The organism is Rhodococcus sp. MTM3W5.2, assembly GCF_001984015.1.
Classification (GTDB): Bacteria; Actinomycetota; Actinomycetes; order Mycobacteriales; family Mycobacteriaceae; genus Rhodococcus_G; species Rhodococcus_G oryzae.
Genome location: NZ_CP019572.1, coordinates 4,446,515 through 4,466,370 on the forward strand (window position 1 = coordinate 4,446,515; position 19,856 = coordinate 4,466,370).

At 70.1% G+C, this 19,856-nt stretch carries 14 protein-coding genes, 1 tRNA gene and 2 pseudogenes; 11 read left to right on the plus strand and 6 right to left on the minus strand.

The features are described 5' to 3' along the window. Window positions 1-20: 20 nt before the first annotated feature. From eno to BTZ20_RS20130, 3 genes and pseudogenes are all read right to left on the minus strand, one after another. Complete coding sequence (eno, locus tag BTZ20_RS20120) at window positions 21-1,316, minus strand: phosphopyruvate hydratase (protein ID WP_077042577.1); 1,296 nt, start codon at window positions 1,314-1,316, stop codon at window positions 21-23. 102 nt (window positions 1,317-1,418) lie between these two features. Then, window positions 1,419-2,094: pseudogene (locus BTZ20_RS20125) on the minus strand (lytic transglycosylase domain-containing protein). Between the two features lie 116 nt (window positions 2,095-2,210). Beyond that, complete coding sequence (locus tag BTZ20_RS20130; RefSeq protein WP_223263430.1) at window positions 2,211-3,128, minus strand: acyl-CoA dehydrogenase family protein; 918 nt, start codon at window positions 3,126-3,128, stop codon at window positions 2,211-2,213. Between the two features lie 242 nt (window positions 3,129-3,370). Between BTZ20_RS20130 and efeU the strand changes: the two are divergent. The 3 genes and pseudogenes from efeU to efeB all read left to right on the plus strand — a co-directional run bounded on the left by efeU (window position 3,371) and on the right by efeB (window position 6,705). Further along, window positions 3,371-4,272: pseudogene (efeU, locus tag BTZ20_RS20135) on the plus strand (iron uptake transporter permease EfeU). An 11-nt stretch (window positions 4,273-4,283) separates the two neighbouring features. Next, window positions 4,284-5,417 (plus strand): iron uptake system protein EfeO, encoded by a 1,134-nt coding sequence (gene efeO, locus BTZ20_RS20140; protein WP_189636518.1) that lies wholly within the window; start codon window positions 4,284-4,286, stop codon window positions 5,415-5,417. After that, window positions 5,398-6,705, plus strand: a complete 1,308-nt coding sequence (gene efeB, locus BTZ20_RS20145; RefSeq protein ID WP_077042579.1) for an iron uptake transporter deferrochelatase/peroxidase subunit — start codon at window positions 5,398-5,400, stop codon at window positions 6,703-6,705. Before efeO ends, efeB begins: the two co-directional genes overlap by 20 nt. A 19-nt stretch (window positions 6,706-6,724) precedes the next feature. Here the strand turns inward: efeB and BTZ20_RS20150 are convergent, their stop codons facing one another. From BTZ20_RS20150 to BTZ20_RS20160, 3 genes are all read right to left on the minus strand, one after another. After that, on the minus strand, window positions 6,725-7,495 hold the full coding sequence (locus BTZ20_RS20150) for a MazG nucleotide pyrophosphohydrolase domain-containing protein (RefSeq protein ID WP_411269089.1): 771 nt from the start codon (window positions 7,493-7,495) through the stop codon (window positions 6,725-6,727). A 4-nt stretch (window positions 7,496-7,499) separates the two neighbouring features. Then, window positions 7,500-11,165 (minus strand): transcription-repair coupling factor, encoded by a 3,666-nt coding sequence (mfd, locus tag BTZ20_RS20155; RefSeq protein WP_077042580.1) that lies wholly within the window; start codon window positions 11,163-11,165, stop codon window positions 7,500-7,502. Between the two features lie 146 nt (window positions 11,166-11,311). Next, complete coding sequence (locus tag BTZ20_RS20160; RefSeq protein ID WP_077042581.1) at window positions 11,312-11,953, minus strand: TetR/AcrR family transcriptional regulator; 642 nt, start codon at window positions 11,951-11,953, stop codon at window positions 11,312-11,314. A gap of 139 nt (window positions 11,954-12,092) precedes the next feature. Here BTZ20_RS20160 and BTZ20_RS20165 point away from each other — a divergent pair. The 8 genes from BTZ20_RS20165 (at window position 12,093) to BTZ20_RS20200 (ending at window position 19,846) form a co-directional block, all read left to right on the plus strand. Continuing rightward, window positions 12,093-12,163 (plus strand) — tRNA-Gln (locus BTZ20_RS20165). A gap of 58 nt (window positions 12,164-12,221) precedes the next feature. Next, window positions 12,222-13,697: a bifunctional UDP-N-acetylglucosamine diphosphorylase/glucosamine-1-phosphate N-acetyltransferase GlmU gene (glmU, locus tag BTZ20_RS20170; RefSeq protein WP_077042582.1), complete on the plus strand. Its 1,476-nt coding sequence runs from the start codon at window positions 12,222-12,224 to the stop codon at window positions 13,695-13,697. Further along, window positions 13,694-14,677, plus strand: coding sequence for a ribose-phosphate diphosphokinase (locus BTZ20_RS20175; RefSeq protein WP_077042583.1), 984 nt, complete (start codon window positions 13,694-13,696; stop codon window positions 14,675-14,677). Before glmU ends, BTZ20_RS20175 begins: the two co-directional genes overlap by 4 nt. 71 nt (window positions 14,678-14,748) lie before the next feature. Beyond that, a complete protein-coding gene (locus tag BTZ20_RS20180) occupies window positions 14,749-15,390 on the plus strand; it encodes a DUF2461 domain-containing protein (protein ID WP_077042584.1) in 642 nt (213 codons plus the stop codon). 40 nt (window positions 15,391-15,430) lie between these two features. Next, entirely contained in the window at window positions 15,431-16,660 is a 1,230-nt protein-coding gene (locus BTZ20_RS20185) for a serine hydrolase domain-containing protein (RefSeq protein WP_077042585.1), read from the plus strand. A gap of 194 nt (window positions 16,661-16,854) precedes the next feature. Next, complete coding sequence (locus tag BTZ20_RS20190; RefSeq protein WP_077042586.1) at window positions 16,855-17,505, plus strand: hypothetical protein; 651 nt, start codon at window positions 16,855-16,857, stop codon at window positions 17,503-17,505. Window positions 17,506-17,560: 55 nt separating this feature from the next. Continuing rightward, window positions 17,561-18,049, plus strand: a complete 489-nt coding sequence (locus tag BTZ20_RS20195; protein WP_077043856.1) for a GNAT family N-acetyltransferase — start codon at window positions 17,561-17,563, stop codon at window positions 18,047-18,049. Between the two features lie 123 nt (window positions 18,050-18,172). Next, window positions 18,173-19,846, plus strand: coding sequence for a cutinase family protein (locus tag BTZ20_RS20200; RefSeq protein WP_077042587.1), 1,674 nt, complete (start codon window positions 18,173-18,175; stop codon window positions 19,844-19,846). Window positions 19,847-19,856 lie beyond the last annotated feature (10 nt).

The window sequence follows — 19,856 nt, forward strand, 5'->3', positions numbered from 1 at the left end:
GCTCAGTACCGCTTCCGTTCTCAGCTCGCCGAGCCGTCGAAGGAGAAGCGCGGGAACGCGAGCTCGCCTGCGTAGCGGGCGGCGTCGCCGAGGGCCTCCTCGATGCGAAGGAGCTGGTTGTACTTCGCGACGCGCTCGCTGCGGGCGGGGGCGCCGGTCTTGATCTGGCCGCTGCCGACGGCGACGGCCAGGTCGGCGATGGTGGTGTCCTCGGTCTCGCCCGAGCGGTGGCTCATCATCGTCTTGTAGCCGTTGCGGTGCGCCAGGTCGACGGCGTCCAGGGTCTCGGTCAGCGTGCCGATCTGGTTCACCTTCACCAGCAGCGCGTTCGCGGCGCCCTTGACGATGCCCTCTTCGAGGCGATCCGGGTTGGTGACGAACAGGTCGTCGCCGACGAGCTGGACCTTGTCACCGATCTGCTCCGTGAGCGCGACCCAGCCCTCCCAGTCGTCCTCGTCCAGCGGGTCCTCGATGGAGACCAGCGGGTACGCGGCGATCAGCTCGGCGTAGAAGGCCGACATCTCGGCTGCGGTGCGGATCTTGCCCTCGAACTTGTAGCCGGTGCCCTTGGTGTAGAACTCCGTGGCCGCGACGTCGAGCGCCAGCGCGACGTCGGTGCCCAGGTTCAGGCCCGTCTTGGCGATGGCCTCGATGATCAGGTCGAGTGCTTCCTTGGTGCCCGCGACGTCTGGGGCGAAGCCGCCCTCGTCACCGAGGCCGGTGGACAGGCCCTTGGCCTTGAGCACCGACTTGAGCGAGTGGTACACCTCGGTGCCCCAGCGCAGCGACTCCTTGAAGGTGGCGGCGCCGATCGGCGCGACCATGAACTCCTGGACGTCGACGCCGGTGTCCGCGTGCGCGCCGCCGTTGAGGATGTTCATCATCGGGACGGGCAGGACGTGCGCGTTCGGGCCGCCGACGTAGCGGAAGAGCTCCAGGCCGGAGGACTCGGCGCCCGCGCGGGCGACGGCAAGCGACGCGCCGAGCAGGGCGTTGGCGCCGAGGCGGGACTTGTCCGGGGTGCCGTCGAGATCCAGCAGGGCCTGGTCGACCACGCGCTGCTCGGTGGCGTCGATGCCGATGATGGCAGGGGCGATCTCGCCGAGCACGGCCTCGACGGCCTTCTCGACGCCCTTGCCGCCGTAGCGGTCGCCGCCGTCACGCAGCTCCACGGCCTCGTGCTCGCCGGTGGAGGCACCCGAGGGCACCGCGGCGCGCGCGAAGCTGCCGTCGTCGAGCAGCACCTCGACCTCCACCGTGGGGTTTCCCCGGGAATCGAGGATCTCGCGAGCTCCGACCTGCTCAATGATGGCCACGGATGGTTCTCCTTTTGGCGGCGTTTCCAGTAGACGATTTCGCTACATAGTGCCAGTTCTGAGCCTAACGACAGCAACCGGCCGTGTCGTCGCGCCGCGCGGTCACGGCCGAATCCCCACCGAGTAGGCGGCCGCGCGGTCGCGAACGTCGTCCAGGTACTCGCCGGAGAGGTTGTAGGCCATCAGGGCCCGGCGCCAGCCCTCCTCGGAGGTCAGGTCCCGCCCTTGCGCAGAGATACCGCGCCGCCGTCAGCGCCGCGTCGTCGATGTTGTCCGGATTCGCCACCCCGTCACCGTTGGCGTCGACGCCCCACCGCTTCCATGTCTCGGGGATGAACTGCAGCGGGCCCATCGCACGGTCGTGCACGGGGTCGCCGTCCATCGCGCCGCCGTCGGTGTCCGGGATCTCGGCGACCCCCGGTCCCCCGTCGAGCGGTATCCCCCGGATCTGCGGGCTGACGTCGCCGGTCGGCGCGACGGAAGAACCGCGGTAGGTGCCGTGCCTGCTCTCGACGCTCGCGATACCTGCCAGCGTCGTCCATCCGATGCCACACTCAGGCCGGCTCTGCGCCATCACCGCGGCCGCGTAGCCGTAGGCCTCGAGCGCGGTGACCGGGATGCCGAGGGCATCGGTCTGGCCTGCGGCCCAGTCCCGCAACTGATCGGCGGTCCGTCCTGGCGCGTCGATGTCGATCGGGGGCACGGGCGCACCGGGGCCCGGCGGGATCCCTTCGGGGATCGGCACCCTCGACTGCTCGGCGCAACCCACCGCCAACATCCCGCAGGCCGTCACCGCCACGGCCCACCCAGGGATCACCCACCGCTTCTGTCCGTTCACCCCGTCCATCATCCAGATCCGCGACTCGGCCGGGACGACGCCGCGCCCACCTCGGACTACCGGACCGAGTCCGCCGTCCCGTCGAGCGCGGCCAGCGCCCGCTGCAGCCGTACCCGACGGGGGTGCTCGGCGATCCGGAGCACCCCGCGGTCACGCTCCCACAGCCGCGCCCAGTGCGCGGGACCGGCAGCGAAGGCCGCATCGAGGTCGCCGAGCAGCGCATCCTGCTCGGCGAACAGCCCCGCCAACAGCAGGTGCGTGGCCGGCCGTGCGGGATCGTGCCTGGCCAACTCGGCCGCGCCGGACAGCTGGCCGAGCAGGCGCAGCCTCAGCTCCTGCGGCCAGCCGCAGTCGCGGCCCACCCCGTACAGCCACGCTGTGAGCGCGGCGAGGACGTACAGGTCCTCGATCGTGCGGAAGGGCTTGACGTAGGAGTCCCAGCCGTCGCCCGGTAGGCGCTCGCACGGCACGTCCGTCAGTCTCAGCCGCGCGTGGCCGATGTCGGGCATCAACGCCAGCGCAGGCAGCGATTCGACCGTCACGCCGGGGGCGCCCGCGGCGACCGCCGTCAGCACCAGCCGCGGTGACGCACCCGCCTCGTCCTCCCTGGCCGCGACCAGCAGCCACGCGGCGCTGTCGCCCGCGGTGACGAAGTCCTTCTGCCCGTTGAGGGTCCGGCCGTCGAGCCGGGTGGCCAGATCGGCCGGTCGGGTGCTGCGGTTCTCGGTGACGCACAGCGCCCCCAATGTCGCGGGCGCGTCCGGCCAGAGCACGCGCAGACCACCCTGATACCCGGCCAGGAAGGCGAAACCCGGCGTGCTGGCGAACCCACCGCCGAGCACCGCGGACTCGAACGCGGACGCTCCCGCCCACCGTTGCCGAACCACGGCGTACCACCGATCGAGTTCGACCGGCTCGATCCGATCGCCACCGGCCAGCAATGCGTCCCACGGCATGTCCTGTACCCCATCCATCTCCGCCGGAATCGATTCCCCGAACGATAGGGGCCCGGCACCGCCCCGAGAGCGCGACCCCGCACCGCCACGACGACCGAGCGGGTTCAGGAACCGCCCCGCGGGCGGCAATCCGGGCAATTCGGACGGGCCGCCGCCGCGGCAGGGGCGGGCACCTGGTAAGTGCTACCTTAGTTCGGTTCAAGAGAAGGTTCGCCTTGCCTGTGCATGGGCTGCGGACATGCACAGATGAGGAGCCGCCGGTGCTCACACTCGCCGTGGGCGCGAGCGCGCCGAGCGTCGCGACGCAACTGGTCGGCAGCGGGCTCATCGGACTCCGCGAGGGGCTCGAGACCGGCATCGTCGTGATGATCCTGGTCGCGTTCCTGGTCAAGTCCGACCGGCGCGACGCCCTCAAATGGGTGTGGCTCGGCGTCGCCGCTGCCGTCGCCATGGTCGCGATCATCTTCGTCGCCATCCATTTCGGCACCTCGACGGTCACCGGACTCGCTGCCGAGCTCATCAGCGGGCTCGCGTCCCTGGTCGCCGTGGTCATCGTGACCGCGATGATCCTGTGGATGCGCAAGGCCGCGGCCTCGATCTCCGGGCACCTGCGCGCGGGCTGTCGAAGGCGCTCGCGGTCGGACCGTTCGCGGTCGCGTCGATGGCCTTCTTCGCCGTCGGCCGCGAGGGGGTGGAGACCGCGCTGCTGCTGGTCGGCTACGCGGAGAACACCGCGGGCAGCATCTGGCCGCTCGTCGGACTGCTCCTCGGGATCGCCGTCGCCGCTGCCCTGACCGTCGCCCTGTACTTCGGCGCGGTCCGGATCAACTTCGCGGCCTTCTTCCGCTACACAGGCGTGTTCCTGGTCGTCGTCGCGGCCGGGATCCTGGCGTACGGCGTCCGCGCCCTGCAGATCGCCGGCTGGCTCCCTGGCGGATCGAACCTGGCGTTCGATGTCTCGGCGCACTTCGACACCTCGACCTGGTACGGCACCGTGCTGCAGGGCATCTTCAACTTCCGGCCGGACCCGACGGTCCTCCAGGTGGTCGCCTGGGCGGTGTACCTGGTCGTCGTGCTCACCCTGTTCCTGCGCCCCCTGCCTGCCAAGCCCGGGCCCGAGCGGGCCCCGCTCCCCGAACCCTCCAACATCCCCGCATCCTGAAAGGCTCCATCGTGCGTCGCACCGTTCCCGCCATTGCACTGCTGGCCCTCGCGCCGGTGGCGCTGGCCGCCTGCACCTCCAAGTCCGAGAGCGCCGAGGGCGCGATCGCGGTCACCGCCACCGACACCAGCTGCGAGGTCGCGCGCGACACCGGGGAGACCGGCAACAACACCTTCGAGATCACCAACAACGGTTCGAAGGTCACCGAGTTCTACGTCTACGGCGAGGGCGACCGCGTCATGGGCGAGGTCGAGAACGTCGGTCCGGGCCTGACCCGAACCCTGATCGTGAACTTCGCCGAGGCAGGCACCTACCACACCGCATGCAAGCCGGGCATGGTCGGCGACGGCATCCGCTCCGAGTTCACGGTGACCGGCGACTCCTCCAAGGCCGCCGACGAGAGCGGCCGGCTGGCCGACGCCGCGGCCGAGTACAAGCGCTACGTCACAAGCCAGGTCACCGCCCTCCAGGAGACGGCGGCGGTGTTCGTCGCCGCGGTCAAGTCCGGCGACATCGAGGCCGCCAAGGCGAAGTTCCCGACCACCCGCACCTACTACGAGCGCATCGAGCCGATCGCCGAGTCCTTCCCCGACGACCTCGACCCGCGCCTGGACCTGCGCGAGGTCGACCTCGAGCCGGGCCAGAAGTGGACCGGCTTCCACCGGCTCGAGAAGGACCTGTGGGCGCAGGGCCTGCAGCCCGACACGAACGCCATCGCCGACCAGCTCCTCGCCGACCTCAAGGAACTGTCCGACGGCATCAACTCCCCCGACTTCACCGTCGACCCGATCCAGGTCGCAGGCGGCGCCCAGACGCTGCTCGACGAGGTCTCCCGCACCAAGATCACCGGCGAGGAGGACATCTTCAGCGGCACCGACCTGTGGGACTTCCAGGCCAACGTCGACGGCTCCCAGGCCGCGATCGCCACGCTCCGCCCGATCGTCGACGAGAAGGATCCCGCGCTGGGCACCCGGATCGATCAGCGATTCGCCGAGCTCGATGCGGAGCTGGCCCTGTACCGCAGCGGCGACGGCTTCGTGCTGTACAGCACGGTAACCGAGCCGCAGCGACAGGCGCTCTCACAGAAGATCGACGCGCTGTCCGCCGAGGTGAGCCAGGTGCAGGGTGTCGTCGCCGGGCAGTGACGGCGCCGGCCGTCCCGCACTCTCGCGGCGCCGCCTCTTCGGCGCCGTTGGCGCCGGGGCGCTCGCGGTGGGCGCGGGCGCCGCGGTCGGTCGCCTGACCGCACCCGAGCCCGCAACGGCGGACACCCAGGTTGTCGCCTTCCGCGGCGCCCACCAGGCCGGGATCGTCACCCCGGCGCAGGACCGCATGCACTTCGTCGCGTTCGATGTCACCACCGACTCCCGGGACGACCTGGTCGCCCTGCTGAGGAAGTGGACCGAGATGACGGAGCGGATGACGGCGGGCGAGGAGGCCGTGCCCGACGGCGCGATCGGCGCGGGCGACTACTCCCCGCCGACCGACACCGGCGAGGCACTCGACCTGCACGCGAGCCGACTGACGCTGACCATCGGGTTCGGGCCGTCGCTGTTCGAGCGGTTCGACCTGGCAGGCAAGCGGCCCGCGGCGCTGGCCGAGTTGCCCAAGTTCACCGGCGACTCACTCGACCCGGCCCGCAGCGGCGGGGACATCTGCATCCAGGCCTGCGCGGACGACCCCCAGGTGGCCGTGCACGCCATCCGCAACCTCGCCAGGGTCGGCTTCGGCACCGTCGCGGTGAAGTGGTCGCAGCTCGGGTTCGGCCGGACCTCCTCGACCTCGACGACCCAGTCGACGCCGCGGAACCTGTTCGGGTTCAAGGACGGAACGCGCAATATCAAAGCCGAGGACCAGGCCGCCGTGGACGAGCAGGTCTGGGTGGCCGGGGCCGACGACCAGGAGTGGATGGCGGGCGGCTCGTACCTGGTGGCCCGGCGCATCCGGATGCTGATCGAATCGTGGGACCGCACCGCGCTCCACGAACAGGAGCGGGTGATCGGGCGAAGCAAGGGCACCGGTGCACCGCTCGGCGAGAAGAACGAGTTCGATCCGCTGAACCTCGACGCGAAGGGCGCGGGCGGGCAGCCCGTCATCGACACCGACGCGCACGTCCGGCTCGCCTCCGACGAGGAGCTCGGCGGCATCAAGATCCTGCGTCGCGGCTACAACTTCACCGATGGGTCCGACGGCTTCGGGCACCTCGACGCCGGATTGTTCTTCATCGCCTACTGCCGCGATCCGCAGAAGCAGTTCGTGCCGATGCAGTTGTCGCTCTCGCGCAACGACGCGCTCAACGAGTACATCAAGCACGTCGGGTCCGCGGTGTTCGCCGTGCCGCCCGGCGTCCAGGACGACGGCGGGTACTGGGGTTCGACGCTGTTCGAGGGGCAGGCGTCCCCGGCGGAACCGGTGGCCGGGCCCGGGCACTGACCGCGGCGGAGCGGATCCGCTAGACCCAGTGCGCCTTCCAGACCTCCGGGGCGAGTGCGCCGGGCGCGATCCCTGCCGCCGCGGCGGCGCGCTCGGCGGCCCGGATCCGGTCCGCGAAGGCCAGCACGGCCCGCCGCAGGGTCACCTCCGCGTTGCCGTTCTCCCCGATCCGCACCGTCGTGAGGTCCTCGGGCACCAGCTCGGCGGGCAACCCGGCCTTGCGGGCCCTGCCGATCACCTTCTCCGCCAACGCCAGGGCGGGCAGGCTGGTGGCGATGCCATCGATGCACGAGGCGCGTGATTTCTCCGCGGTCTTGCGGCGCTCCCACGCCGCCTCCTGCTCGGCGATGTCGATCGGGCCGACGGCATCCTCGGCCAGGTGCGGGCTGCGGTGCGCCAGCTTGGCAACCAGCGTGGCCGCGACGTCGTCGACGTCGAAGTGCCCGGCCGCCTGCGCGATCCGGGACTGGAAGAGCACCTGCAGCAACAGATCCCCGAGTTCCTCACGGATCTCGGCCGGGTCGCCCGCGGCGATCGCGTCGAGCAGCTCGTAGGTCTCCTCGACGAGGTAGACCGTCAGTGAGTCATGGGTCTGGGTGACCTCCCAGCCGCCGTAGCCCCACAGCTTGTCCATCACGTCGATGGCCTCGACGACACTGTCGCCCGGCCGTGGCGGCTCCGTGACACTGTCGCCCGGCCGTGGCGGCTCCGTGACACTGTCGCCCGGCCGTGGCGGCTCCGTGACACTGTCGCCCGGCCGTGGCTCGGTACGTCCGGGCTCGCTCGTCACCGCCTCACACCCTCGCGGGCAAGCTGACGTCTACTGCGCCTGCGGCGCGGCCGTCGAGTGCGAGCAGGAAGTCCGCGATGTACTGCAGCAGCGCGACATCGCGCACCCGGTCCGCCCCGACCCCGCCGGAACCGGTGCGCGGCAACGGGAGCTGCACCATCCCTGTCGTCGCGCGGTACTGCGCGCTCGGATACAGGCGCTTGAGGCGCAGCTGCTTCGAGTCCGGGAGGTGCATCGGCGCGATCTTGAGCTGGGTGCCCGCCACCGAGACCTCCTCGAGGCCGAACTCGCGGCAGAGCAGGCGCAGCTTGGCGACCGACACCAGCCGACCCACCTCCTCCGGCACCGGGCCGTACCGGTCGACCAGTTCCTCGATCACCGCGGCGATGGCCTCCGGGTCGGTGGCGGCGGCCAGCTTCCGGTACGCCTCGAGCCGGAGCCGGTCGCTTGTCACGTAGTCGGGCGGGATGTGCGCGTCCACCGGCAGGTCGATGCGGACCTCCTTCGGCGCCTCATCGGTGGTGACCGGCCTGCCGTCGGCAACCGCGCGGAACGCCTCGACGGCCTCGCCGACCAGCCGCACGTAGAGGTCGAAACCGACGCCCGCGACGTGACCGGACTGTTCCGCCCCCAACACATTTCCCGCGCCGCGGATCTCGAGGTCCTTCATGGCGACGGCCATGCCGGCGCCGAGATCGGAGTTCTGCGAGATGGTGGCGAGGCGGTCGTACGCGGTCTCGGTGAGCGGCTTCTCCGGCGGGTACAGGAAGTACGCGTACCCGCGCTCACGGCTGCGCCCGACGCGCCCGCGGAGCTGGTGCAGCTGGGACAGGCCGAGCGAATCGGCCCGCTCCACGAGCAGGGTGTTGGCGTTGGAGATGTCCAGCCCGGTCTCGATGATCGTGGTGCACACCAGCACGTCGAACTCGCGCTCCCAGAAGCCCTGCACGGTCTTCTCGAGGGTCTCCTCGTTCATCTGGCCGTGCGCGACCACCACCCGGGCTTCGGGCACCAGGTCGCGAAGTCGCTTGGCGGCCTTGTCGATCGAGCTGACCCTGTTGTGCACGTAGAACACCTGGCCGTCGCGCAGCAGCTCGCGCCGGATTGCGGCGGCCACCTGCTTGTCGGCGTACGCGCCGACGTAGGTGAGCACCGGGTGCCGCTCCTCGGGCGGGGTGAGGATGGTCGACATCTCGCGGATGCCCGCCATGCTCATCTCGAGAGTTCGCGGAATCGGGGTGGCGGACATGGTCAGCACGTCGACGTGGGTGCGCAGCGCCTTGATGTGTTCCTTGTGCTCGACACCGAACCGCTGCTCCTCGTCGACGATCACCAGGCCGAGGTCCTTCCAGCGGACCGCGGTCTGCAGCAGCCGATGGGTGCCGACGACGACGTCGACCTCGCCGTCCGCCATGCCGGCGATGATCTCCTTCGACTCCCCCGCATCGGTGAACCGGGACAGGCCCCGGACCTTGACCGGGAAGGCGGCCATCCGCTCGGTGAATGTCTGCAGATGCTGTTGCGCGAGAAGGGTGGTCGGCACCAGCACCGCCACCTGCTTGCCGTCCTGGACGGCCTTGAAGGCGGCCCGGACCGCGACCTCGGTCTTGCCGTAGCCGACGTCGCCGATCACCACGCGGTCCATCGGGACCGGCTTCTCCATGTCGCCCTTGACCTCGTCGATGACCGTCAACTGGTCGTGGGTCTCGGTGAACGCGAACGCGTCCTCCATCTCCTTCTGCCACGGGGTGTCCGGGCCGAAGGCGTGGCCCGGCGCGGCCTGCCGGGCGGCGTACAGCTGCACCAGCTCGCCGGCGATCTCGCGAACCGCCTTGCGGGCCTTGCGCTTCGTGTTGGTCCAGTCGGAGCCGCCGAGCTTCGAGAGCGCGGGCAGCTCGCCGCCGACGTACCGGGAGAGCTGGTCCAGGGACTCCATCGGCACGAACAGCCGGTCGCCGGGGTGACCCCGCTTGCTGGCCGCGTACTCGATTACCAGGTACTCGCGGCGCGCGCCACCAACGGTCCGCTCGACCATCTCGACGAAGCGGCCGATGCCGTGCTGATCGTGCACCACCATGTCGCCCGCGGTCAGCGCCAGCGGATCGACCTGATTGCGCCGCTTGGCGGGTAGCCGCTTGCCGTCCCCGACCGCCGCGACGCGGTTGCCGGTGAGGTCGGACTCGGTGATCAGCACCAGGCCGGCATCGGTGTCGGCGGCCTCGCCGCCAGGGAACATCAGTCCGTCGTGCAGGCTGCCGCAGAGCACCCCGACCACGCCCGGCCCTGGCGCCGCGCCCGGCGCGAGCTGGGTCGCCGGGACCTCCGCCTCGGCGAGCCGTTCCAACACCCGGTGTGCGGTGCCGGAGCCGGCCACCACGATCGCGGCCCGACCGCCCGCGCTCACGTGCGCCCGCAGCGTCACGAACAGTTCGGCCAGTAGCTCGTCGGAACCGCGGACCTCCGGCACCGACCGCAGTTCGAGGGCCAGTTCCTCGCCGCTGCCCGAGGCCAGCGGACTGACAGTCCACCACGGCCGGCCGGACGCCTCGACGCTCTCGCGTACCTGCCGCAACGACCGGTAGGCGGAGGCCGCGAGGTCGAGGCCCTTGCCGCCCACGCTCGAGGTGTCGATCGCGGACGCGTCCAGCGGCGCCGCCCCGCCGAGCGAGGCCGCCGTCCAGGACGCCTCGAGGAACTCCTGGCCGGTGCGCACCAGGTCGGTCGCGCGGGTCCGGATCTTCTCCGGGTCGCAGAGCAGTACGTGCGTTTTCGCGGGCAGCGCGTCGGTGAGCAGCGCCAGCTCGCCGTTCTGCAGCACTGGCAGCAGCGCCTCCATGCCCTCGACCGGGATGCCTGCGGACAGCTTGTCGAGCATCTCCACCAGCGCCGCGTCGGCCTGGTTGTCGGCGGCCAGTGCGGCCGCGCGATCACGCACCGCCGCGGTGAGCAGCAGCTCGCGGCAGGGCGGCGCGATCAGGGTGGCGACCTCCAACTCGGGCAGCGACCGCTGATCGGCCACCGAGAACGCGCGCAGCTCGGTGACCTCGTCGCCCCAGAACTCCACCCGCACCGGGTGATCGGCGGTCGGCGAGAAGATGTCGAGGATGCCGCCTCGGACGGCGAATTCGCCGCGCTTGCCGACCATGTCGACGCGCTCGTAGGCCAGTTCGACGAGACGGTGTGTCAGCGCGTCGAAGTCGTGTTCGGAGCCGACCCGCAGCGTGATCGGTTCGATCTCGCCGAGCCCGGGGGCCATCGGCTGCACCAGCGAGCGGACGGTGGTGACGATGACCCGCAGCGGCGGGCCGTAGTCGGCGTCGTCCGGGTGGGCCAGCCTGCGCAGCACCTCGAGCCTGCGGCCGACCGTGTCCGCGCCGGGCGAGAGCCGCTCGTGCGGCAGCGTCTCCCAGGACGGGAACTGCGCGACCGCGTCGCCGAGCACCTCGCGGAGCTCACCGGTCAGGTCGTCGGCCTCGCGGCCGGTCGCGGTGACGAGCAGCAGCTGCGTCTCCTCCGCGATGGCCGAGGCGATGAAGGGCCGGGCCGGGGTGGGCGCGACGATGTCGAGCGAGGCCGAGCCGACGGCCTCGCGGATGCCGCCGAAGGCGGGGTCGGCGAGGGCCACCGAAAACACTCCGGCGAGGGGAAACGCAGCGGAGTCGACGGCCACCGGGTTCGAAGAACGGGAAGACAACGTCGATGCTCCTGGGCTCGCCGAACGGGTGAAGCCGCCACTGGGGACGACCACAGAAGAGTCTAGGCGCGGCCACCGACGTTTTCCGATGGGCCCGCCGCGGTGGCGCGGCCCGGCCGCAGCTACTGGCCGCCGAGTTTCGGATCGGCCTCCAGGTTGGTCAGGCCGTTCCAGCACAGGTTCACCACGTGCGCGGCCACCACCTCCTTGGGCGGGGTGCGCTCGTCCAGCCACCACTGCGCGGTCATCGACACCATCCCGACCAACGCCTGCGCGTAGAGCGGGGCGAGCTCGGGGTCGAAGCCGCGCTTGGAGAAGTCCGAGGCCAGGATGTGCCCGACCTGGCTGACCGCGTCGTTGAGCAGGGACGAATAGGTGCCGTCGGCGGCCGTCACCGAGGAGTCGCGCACCAGGATGCGGAAGCCGTCGGTGCGCTCCTCGACGTAGGTGAGCAGGGCCAAGGCCACCCGCTCGACCCGGACGCGGGACCTGTTCTGCGAGAGCGAGGCGGTGATCATGTTGAGCAGCGTCGACATCTCGCGGTCCACGACCACGGCGTAGAGGCCCTCCTTGCCGCCGAAGTGCTCGTAGACCACGGGCTTGGAGACGCTCGCGCGGGCGGAGATCTCCTCGATGGAGGTGGCCTCGTACCCGCGTTCCGCGAACAGGGTGCGGGCGATCTCGATCAACTGCTCGCGACGCTGCGTGCCGGTCATCCGCGTCCGCGGAGGTCGTTCGCCGGGGGCCTGCGGGGGTCGGGACATGCCGCCAGCCTATCCGGCACGCGAATCGATTCAGTCGAGGCGGTTCGACCAAATCCGCGCCAGCATGCGAGGATCGTGGGCGCACAGGCGGGGCCGGGTGGAGCCTCCGGTTTCTGACGCGTTTCCGCAGGTGCGGCAATCCGCCGTAGTGTAATGGCAGCACCTCTGATTTTGGTTCAGATAGTTCAGGTTCGAGTCCTGGCGGCGGAGCGCGAAGTGCTGGGTCAGCCAGCAGCTGTAGAGACCGGTTCGAGTTCGAGGGAGCGTCATGCCAGCCGAGACCGCCGTGGTCGTCCTCGCCGCAGGGGCAGGAACTCGGATGCGGTCCAAGACCCCCAAAGTGCTGCACGCGATCGCAGGTCGGACGATGCTCGCGCACTCCCTGCACGCGGCCTCCGAGCTCGATCCCGCGCACCTGGTCACCGTCGTCGGCCACGAGCGCGAGGCCGTCGGCGCCGCGACCGCACAGGTCGCCGGGGACCTGGGCCGCAAGATCCTCACCGCGGTGCAGGACGAGCAGAAGGGCACCGGGCACGCGGTGGCATGCGGGCTGAGCGCGCTGCCCGACGACTTCGACGGCACCGTCCTTGTCACCTCCGCCGATGTCCCGTTGCTCGACGGGGAGGCGCTGCGCGCGCTGCTCGCCACCCACACCGCAGCCCCCGCGGCCGCCGTGACCGTTCTCACCTCCACCGCCGCCGACCCCACCGGCTACGGACGCATCCTGCGCACCACGGACGGCGAGGTGAACGCGATCGTCGAGCAGGCCGACGCGACCGATTCGCAGCGCGCCATCACCGAGGTGAACTCCGGGGTCTACGCCTTCGACGTCGCCACCCTGCGATCCGCGCTCGCCTCACTCAGCGCGAACAACGCGCAGGGCGAGCTCTACCTGACGGACGTCATCGCCATCGCCCGCCGCGCGGGCAAGACGGTGCGCGCCAAGCACCTCGCCGATTCACTGCTCGTTGCAGGCGCCAACGACCGGGTCCAGCTCGCGACCCTCGCGCACGAGCTCAACCGTCGGATCCTGGTGCAGCACATGCGCGCCGGGGTCACCGTCATCGACCCCACGAGTACGTGGATCGACGTCGACGTGGAGCTCGGGCCCGACGTGACCATCGAGCCCGGCGTGCAGCTGCGCGGCCGCACCACCGTGGGCGAGGACGCCGTCATCGGCCCTGACTCGACCCTCAACGACGTCACCGTCGGCGAGGGCGCCACCGTGATCCGCACCCACGCCGACCGCTCGACGATCGGCGCGGGCGCCACCGTCGGGCCGTTCACCTACCTGCGCCCCGGCACCGTGCTCGGCGAGGCCGGCAAGCTGGGCGCCTTCGTCGAGGTGAAGAACTCCGACATCGGGGCGCACTCGAAGGTGCCGCACCTGACCTATGTCGGCGACGCCACCGTCGGTGAGCACAGCAACATCGGGGCGTCGAGCGTCTTCGTCAACTACGACGGCGTCAGCAAGAGCCGTACGGTGGTGGGGTCGCACGTCCGCACGGGCTCCGACACGATGTTCGTCGCCCCGGTGCAGGTGGGCGACGGCGCGTACACCGGTGCGGGTACGGTGCTGCGGTTCGACGTTCCGCCCGGCGCGCTCGCCGTGTCCGGGGGTAAGCAGCGCAACATCGAAGGTTGGGTCGAGCGGAACCGACCCGGCACCGCGGCGGCCGAAGCGGCGGCGCGGGCACAGCAGCAACAAGCCGAAAACACGAACAAGGATGGCGAAGATCAGTGACTAGCGCGAATTGGATCGACAACCAGAAGAACCTGATGCTCTTCTCTGGTCGCGCCCATCCCGAGTTGGCCGAGCAGGTCGCGAAAGAACTGGACATCCAGGTCACCCCGCAGACCGCCCGCGACTTCGCCAACGGCGAGATCTTCGTCCGGTTCGAGGAGTCGGTGCGTGGATCCGACGCATTCGTGCTGCAGAGCCACCCGGCCCCGCTGAACCAGTGGGTCATGGAGCAGCTGATCATGATCGACGCGCTCAAGCGTGGGTCCGCCAAGCGCATCACCGCGGTGCTGCCGTTCTACCCGTACGCCCGCCAGGACAAGAAGCACCGCGGCCGCGAGCCCATCTCGGCCCGCCTGATCGCGGACCTGCTCAAGACCGCGGGCGCCGACCGGATCATCACGGTCGACCTGCACACCGATCAGATCCAGGGCTTCTTCGACGGCCCCGTCGACCACATGCACGCGCAGGGCCAGCTCGCCGAGTACGTGCGGGAGAACTACGGCACCGACAACATCTGCGTCGTCTCCCCGGACGCCGGACGCGTCAAGGTCGCCGAGAAGTGGGCGGATGCCCTCGACGGCGCGCCGCTGGCGTTCGTGCACAAGACGCGCGACCCGCTGGTCCCGAACCAGGTCAAGTCCAACCGCGTCGTCGGTGACGTCAACGGCCGCACCTGCGTCCTGATCGACGACATGATCGACACCGGCGGCACCATCGCGGGCGCCGTCAAGGTGCTCAAGGACGCCGGTGCAGGCGACGTCATCATCGCCACCACGCACGGGATCTTCTCGCACCCGGCCGCCGAGCGACTCGCGGCCTGCGGCGCCAAGGAGGTCATCGCGACCAACACGCTGCCGATCCCCGAGGAGAAGCGTTTCCCGACGCTGACCGTGCTCTCGATCGCGCCGCTGCTCGCGCGCACCATCAAGGAGGTCTTCGAGAACGGCTCGGTGACCTCGCTGTTCAACGGCAGCGCCTAGGCGCTTCGCGCCTGTGCGCGGTTGACGAGTCCCTGGACCCGTCAACCGCGCACAGGCGCTAGCCTTTTCACATGACCGCGTTCTCCGGGTTCCCCGTCGCCGCCCTGGACTTCTACGAGGACCTCGAGGCGGACAACAGCAAGAGTTGGTGGACGGCGCACAAGGCCGTCTACGACGAGAGCGTGCACGCGCCGATGGCCGCGTTGCTCGCCGAGCTCGAGCCCGATTTCGGGCAGGCCAAGCTGTTCCGCCCGTACCGCGATGTCCGGTTCGCCAAGGACAAGTCGCCGTACAAGACGCATCAGGGCGGCTTCTGCGCGGTGGGGCCCGCCCTCGGCTACTACGTGCAGCTCGACGCCCGCGGGCTCTTCGTGGCCGGCGGCTTCTACCAGGCCGACCCGGATCGGGTCGGGCGGTTCCGTGCCGCGGTCGACAGCGACCTCCGCGGCGGACAGCTCGAGACGATCACCAGGGACCTCGAGGCGGCGAAGTTCGAGATCGGCGGCGACCGGCTCAAGACGACGCCGCGCGGCTACAGCGTCGAGCATCCGCGGATCGAGCTACTTCGTCACAAGTCGCTGACGGCCAGTCGCCTGTACGCCTCACCGAAGTGGCTCGACACCAGGCGCACCGCGACCGAGGTCCGCAAGGCCTGGGAATCGTTGCGGCCCCTGGTCGAATGGGCCACCGATGTGGTCGGGGCCCCTGCCTAGAAAGCACCAGGTCGGCCCACCCGATCTGCGATGATCAACTATGGCGATGATTCGGCGCGTTCTCGTGCTCGTAAGCCTGGTCGGCCTCGTGGCCGCATGCACCTCGACGGACACCTCGTCGCCACCCCCGTCACCCGCCGATCCGGCGCAGACCGAGGCCGTCAAGACGATCGTGCGCGAGGCCATGGCCGAGAGCCACCTGAAGTCGGTGATCGTGCGCGCCACCGTCGACGGCAGGGAGGTCCTCACCGAGGCCGTCGGGGAGTCGATGACGGGCGTGCCTGCCACCACCGACATGCACTTCCGCAACGGCGCCGTGGCCATCTCCTACGTCTCCACCCTGCTGCTCCAGCTCGTCGACGAGGGGAAGGTGAGCCTCGACGACAAGGTCTCGACCTGGCTGCCCTACATCCCCCACAGCGACCTCGTGACCCTCGGCCAGCTGGCCCAGATGACCTCGGGCTACCCCGACTACGTCCTTGGCGCCACCGAGTTCGACGCGGCCATCTACGCCGACCCCTTCCGCAGGTGGACCCCCGAGGAACTCATCGCCTCCGCGACCGCCAAGCCGCTGCTCTACGAGCCCGGGACGAACTGGAACTACGCGCACACCAACTACGTCATCCTCGGGCTGGCGCTGGAGAAGATCACCGGCAAGCGGATGACGGACCTCATGCAGGAGAGGGTGCTCGGCCCGCTCGGGCTGACCAACACCACCGACCCCGGCACCGCCGCCATCACCGAACCCGCCCTGCACGCCTTCAGCTCCGAGCGTCGCGAGGCCCTCAAGATCCCGGCAGGCGCCCCGTTCTACGAGGAATCCACCTACTGGAACCCGTCCTGGACCATCACCCGCGGGGCCGTCCAGACCACCGACATCTCCGACATGCACGACACCGCGGTCGCGATCGGCACCGGCAAGCTCCTGTCCGCGGAGTCGTACAAGAAGATGGTGTCGACTGACCTGCGCGGCAAGACGACGACCCTGCCCGGGTGCCCCACCTGCACCACGATGTCGGAGGGCTACACCTACGGGCTCGGGATCATCATCACCGGCGACTGGCTGATGCAGAACCCGTTGTTCTCCGGGTACGCGGCCGCGGAGGCCTACCTGCCGTCGAAGAAGGTCGCGATCGCCGTCGCCGTCACCTACGACCAGGAGGCCTTCGACGACGCCGGCCTGTACAAGAACGCGGCCGAATCGATCTTCAGGAAGATAGGCGCCCAGCTCGCCCCGGGCGACGCGCCTCCGCCCCCGCCGCAGCGGTGACCGGCGGCCCGTCGCCCGGCTCCGTTCGACGTCCCGACGGGTGCCGGAACCTCTTGCGCGGCAAGCGTTTGACCGGGTCGCGCCGCGCCGCGCCGGGACATGAACATGAGATTGATCACGCCGGAATGCAGAACCGCAGGTTGGTTGCCAGCCGGTGTCGAGGGCCACTTCGCTCTGCCCTATTGTCATGCGTCGTGATTGACGCGCAGACACTCGATGGCCAGTCCGGAACAACGACGATGCGGACGGCCAGGCGATGGGTCCCCGGCGCCTGCGTCTGGTGCGGAGACGCGGAGTCGGTTGACATGTACCGCAACGAGCCGCGCTGCGGAACCTGCCGCGAGAACGAGGAGATCATCGAGGGCGCCCGGCGCTTCCTCGGGATGTACGGTCTGCGCCCGCTCGGCGGCACGCTGCAGTCCGACGACGAGGAAGAGCGGGAGTGGCGCGTCACCGCCCGCGACGCCCGCGCCGTGCTGAACCAGATCAAGCTCGAGACCCCGCCGGACCCGGCCCTGGTCCGCAAGGCCCTGCGGCCGCGCGCCGCCGCAGTCGTCGCGGAGACCGCGCCCGCACCCCGCCGCACGGCCGCACCGAAGGCCGCCTCCTCCGCCTCGACCCCGGCCGCGTCGGCACCGACGACCACCGTCGACATGGCGACCCTCGAGGCACGCGTCACCGGCCTGCTCGACCAGCTTGCGTCGGTCGACGAGCAGATCACCGTCGCGGAGGCCGGCCAGGGCCTGGCCGCCCGAGCCCGCCTCACCGATCTCGGCAACCAGAAGGCCTCGATCCTGCGCATGCTGGCCGCGCTGGAGAAGACCCGCCGCGGCATCGACGGCTGACCCGACGGTCCCGGTGCGGCGGACCGTCCCGGTGCGGCACGATGAGGCGGTGAGCCTGTTGATCCGCGACGCCGACCACCACGATCTGCCCGGCATCCTCGAGATCCACAACGAGGCGGTGCTCAACACCACCGCCATCTGGGACGAGGAGACGGTGGACGTCGAGGACCGCCGCGAGTGGCTCGAGGCCCGCCACCGGGCCGGGTATCCGGTGCTCGTCGCGGAATCCGACGGCCGGGTGGCGGGTTACGCGTCCTACGGCGTGTGGCGGGCCAAGAGCGGCTACCGGTACACGGTGGAGAACTCGGTGTACGTGCACGTCGACCACCACCGCAAGGGGATCGCGTCCCAGCTGATGGCGGCACTGATCGAGCGGGCCCGGGCGGGCAGTGTGCACGTGATGGTGGCGAGCATCGAGTCCGGCAACACCACCTCGATCGCGCTGCACGAGCGGTTCGGCTTCCGGACGGTCGCAGTGATGCCCGAGGTCGGGATGAAGTTCGGGCGCTGGCTGGACATGACATTCATGCAGCTGACGCTGTAGTCGAATCAATCATCGAGATCGCATGTAGCACTTCCGTCTCGTGTCACGATGTATCTGGTGATGTGACGCACCGCTCGGGGGTAGTACCGACGCGTGCCTCGGTAGTCGGAATGGGGAGACGACATGACAGTTCGCGGGTTCATCGCACGCCATCGGATAGCCTCGGCAGCCTTCGTGCCGGCCGTCGTGGGGGTGACGGCGATACTCGGGCTGACGTGGGCCCTGTCGCCGGCGCCGCGCACAGCGGACACCGAGCTCACGTCGTCGGTGACCGAGTGCCACGACATGGTGACCGTCTCGATCGCCGGCCGCAATGACACCCCGGTGGCGGGCACCACGAAGATGCTGGTCGGACCCAACGGCGAGGCGCTGCCCGCCGCGTTGTCGAGCGACTACAGCAGCCACTGGGTCGATCCGGTGATCAACGCACCGAACGGTGTCGTCGACCCGAACGCGTATGCCGCCGTCTACATCGCGTACCCCGCGAACATGGACAGCTACGAAGAGGCCGTCGCCAAGGGCGTGGCCAACACCGAATCGGTGATGCGCGAGATCCGGGTGGCCTGCCCCGACACGAAGTTCGCCGTCGTCGGCTACAGCGAGGGCGCGGACGTCGCCCGGCGGGTCGCGATGGACGTCGGCCATCAGGATGCGGACACCAACGGCGAATACGGGATCGTCAACCCGGGCAATGTCGTCGGCGTGGTCATCCTGGCCGACGCGGGCCGGGCAAACGGTCAGGGCCCCTTCCCCGGGGCGAAGAACCCGTTTGCCAATCCGGATGGATTCGACCGGCAGTACCAGAACGGAACCAACCCGACCGCAGGAGCGGGCGCCCTCCCGGACACCGGCGGCGACGATTTCGGTGCGCTGGGTGGCAAGGTCGCCTCGTTCTGCTCCGACAAGGACTTCACCTGCGCAGTGCCGGAGAACATCTCGCTTCTGCAGCTCGCCATCAACGTGGGCAGGCAACTGAACGTCGACGCACTCCAGCGCGACGGCCTCACACCGGCGACGGGTCAGGATGTCGCGGTCGCCCTCAGCCAGATCGCGTTCAATGCGTTCGCGGAGATTCGGTCCGAGCCGGACTGGATGAAGGGTGACCAGACCTTCCTCGACGTGCTGCTGACGGTGTCGTCCCCATCGTACAAGCCGGGTGAGACCGCGAAGGCGCCGGCGAAGGCCGCGTCCATCGCGGCCGACCAGATGTCCCCGCTTGCCTACCTGCCGCAGAAGGTGTTCAAGGAGATCATCGGACTGATCACGACGAACCAGAACACCATCCCGGTGGTCCTGAGCGATCCCTACCAGCTGACGCTCGCTCCGGACGTCGGCCACCACTTCGACTACTGGCGCGACAAGGATGCCGCCAACGGCAAGCCGCTGACCTCCGCCGAGTACGCGGCGGCATGGCTGACCCACCTCGCTCAGCAGGCGCAGAACGGACAGCCCATCGACCCGTCGGCGAAGCCGGACGCCGGAAGCCTGGCCGCCGCACTCTCGTCGGCCACAGCCACGGCCACGTCCGCGCCGACGGCCCCGACCACCGCTCCCGTCGCGGGCACCGTGTCGGCGACGGAGTCCACCGCACCGACCACGACCGGCGCGACGCCCACCGAGACACCGGCGGCCTCGGCGGCCGGATCGGCATCGACGCCGAGCGCGACCCCCTCAACGGAGGCCGCCGTCCCGGCAGACTCACAGCCGGAAATCGCGACGCCCCCGACCACGGCGGTCGCGGCAACCACCACAGTCGTCCCGACCACCACCACTCCGGCTCCGAGCGCGGCCGGGTAGCCGTCCCCGC

Coding starts and splice junctions, on each gene's coding strand:
- BTZ20_RS20130 (WP_223263430.1), bottom strand. CDS start 3,128: ATGGATGGGGTACAGGACATGCCGTGGGACGCATTGCTGGCCGGTGGC.
- BTZ20_RS20160 (WP_077042581.1), bottom strand. CDS start 11,953: ATGTCCCGACCCCCGCAGGCCCCCGGCGAACGACCTCCGCGGACGCGG.
- glmU (WP_077042582.1), top strand. CDS start 12,222: ATGCCAGCCGAGACCGCCGTGGTCGTCCTCGCCGCAGGGGCAGGAACT.
- BTZ20_RS20180 (WP_077042584.1), top strand. CDS start 14,749: ATGACCGCGTTCTCCGGGTTCCCCGTCGCCGCCCTGGACTTCTACGAG.
- BTZ20_RS20185 (WP_077042585.1), top strand. CDS start 15,431: ATGGCGATGATTCGGCGCGTTCTCGTGCTCGTAAGCCTGGTCGGCCTC.
- BTZ20_RS20200 (WP_077042587.1), top strand. CDS start 18,173: ATGACAGTTCGCGGGTTCATCGCACGCCATCGGATAGCCTCGGCAGCC.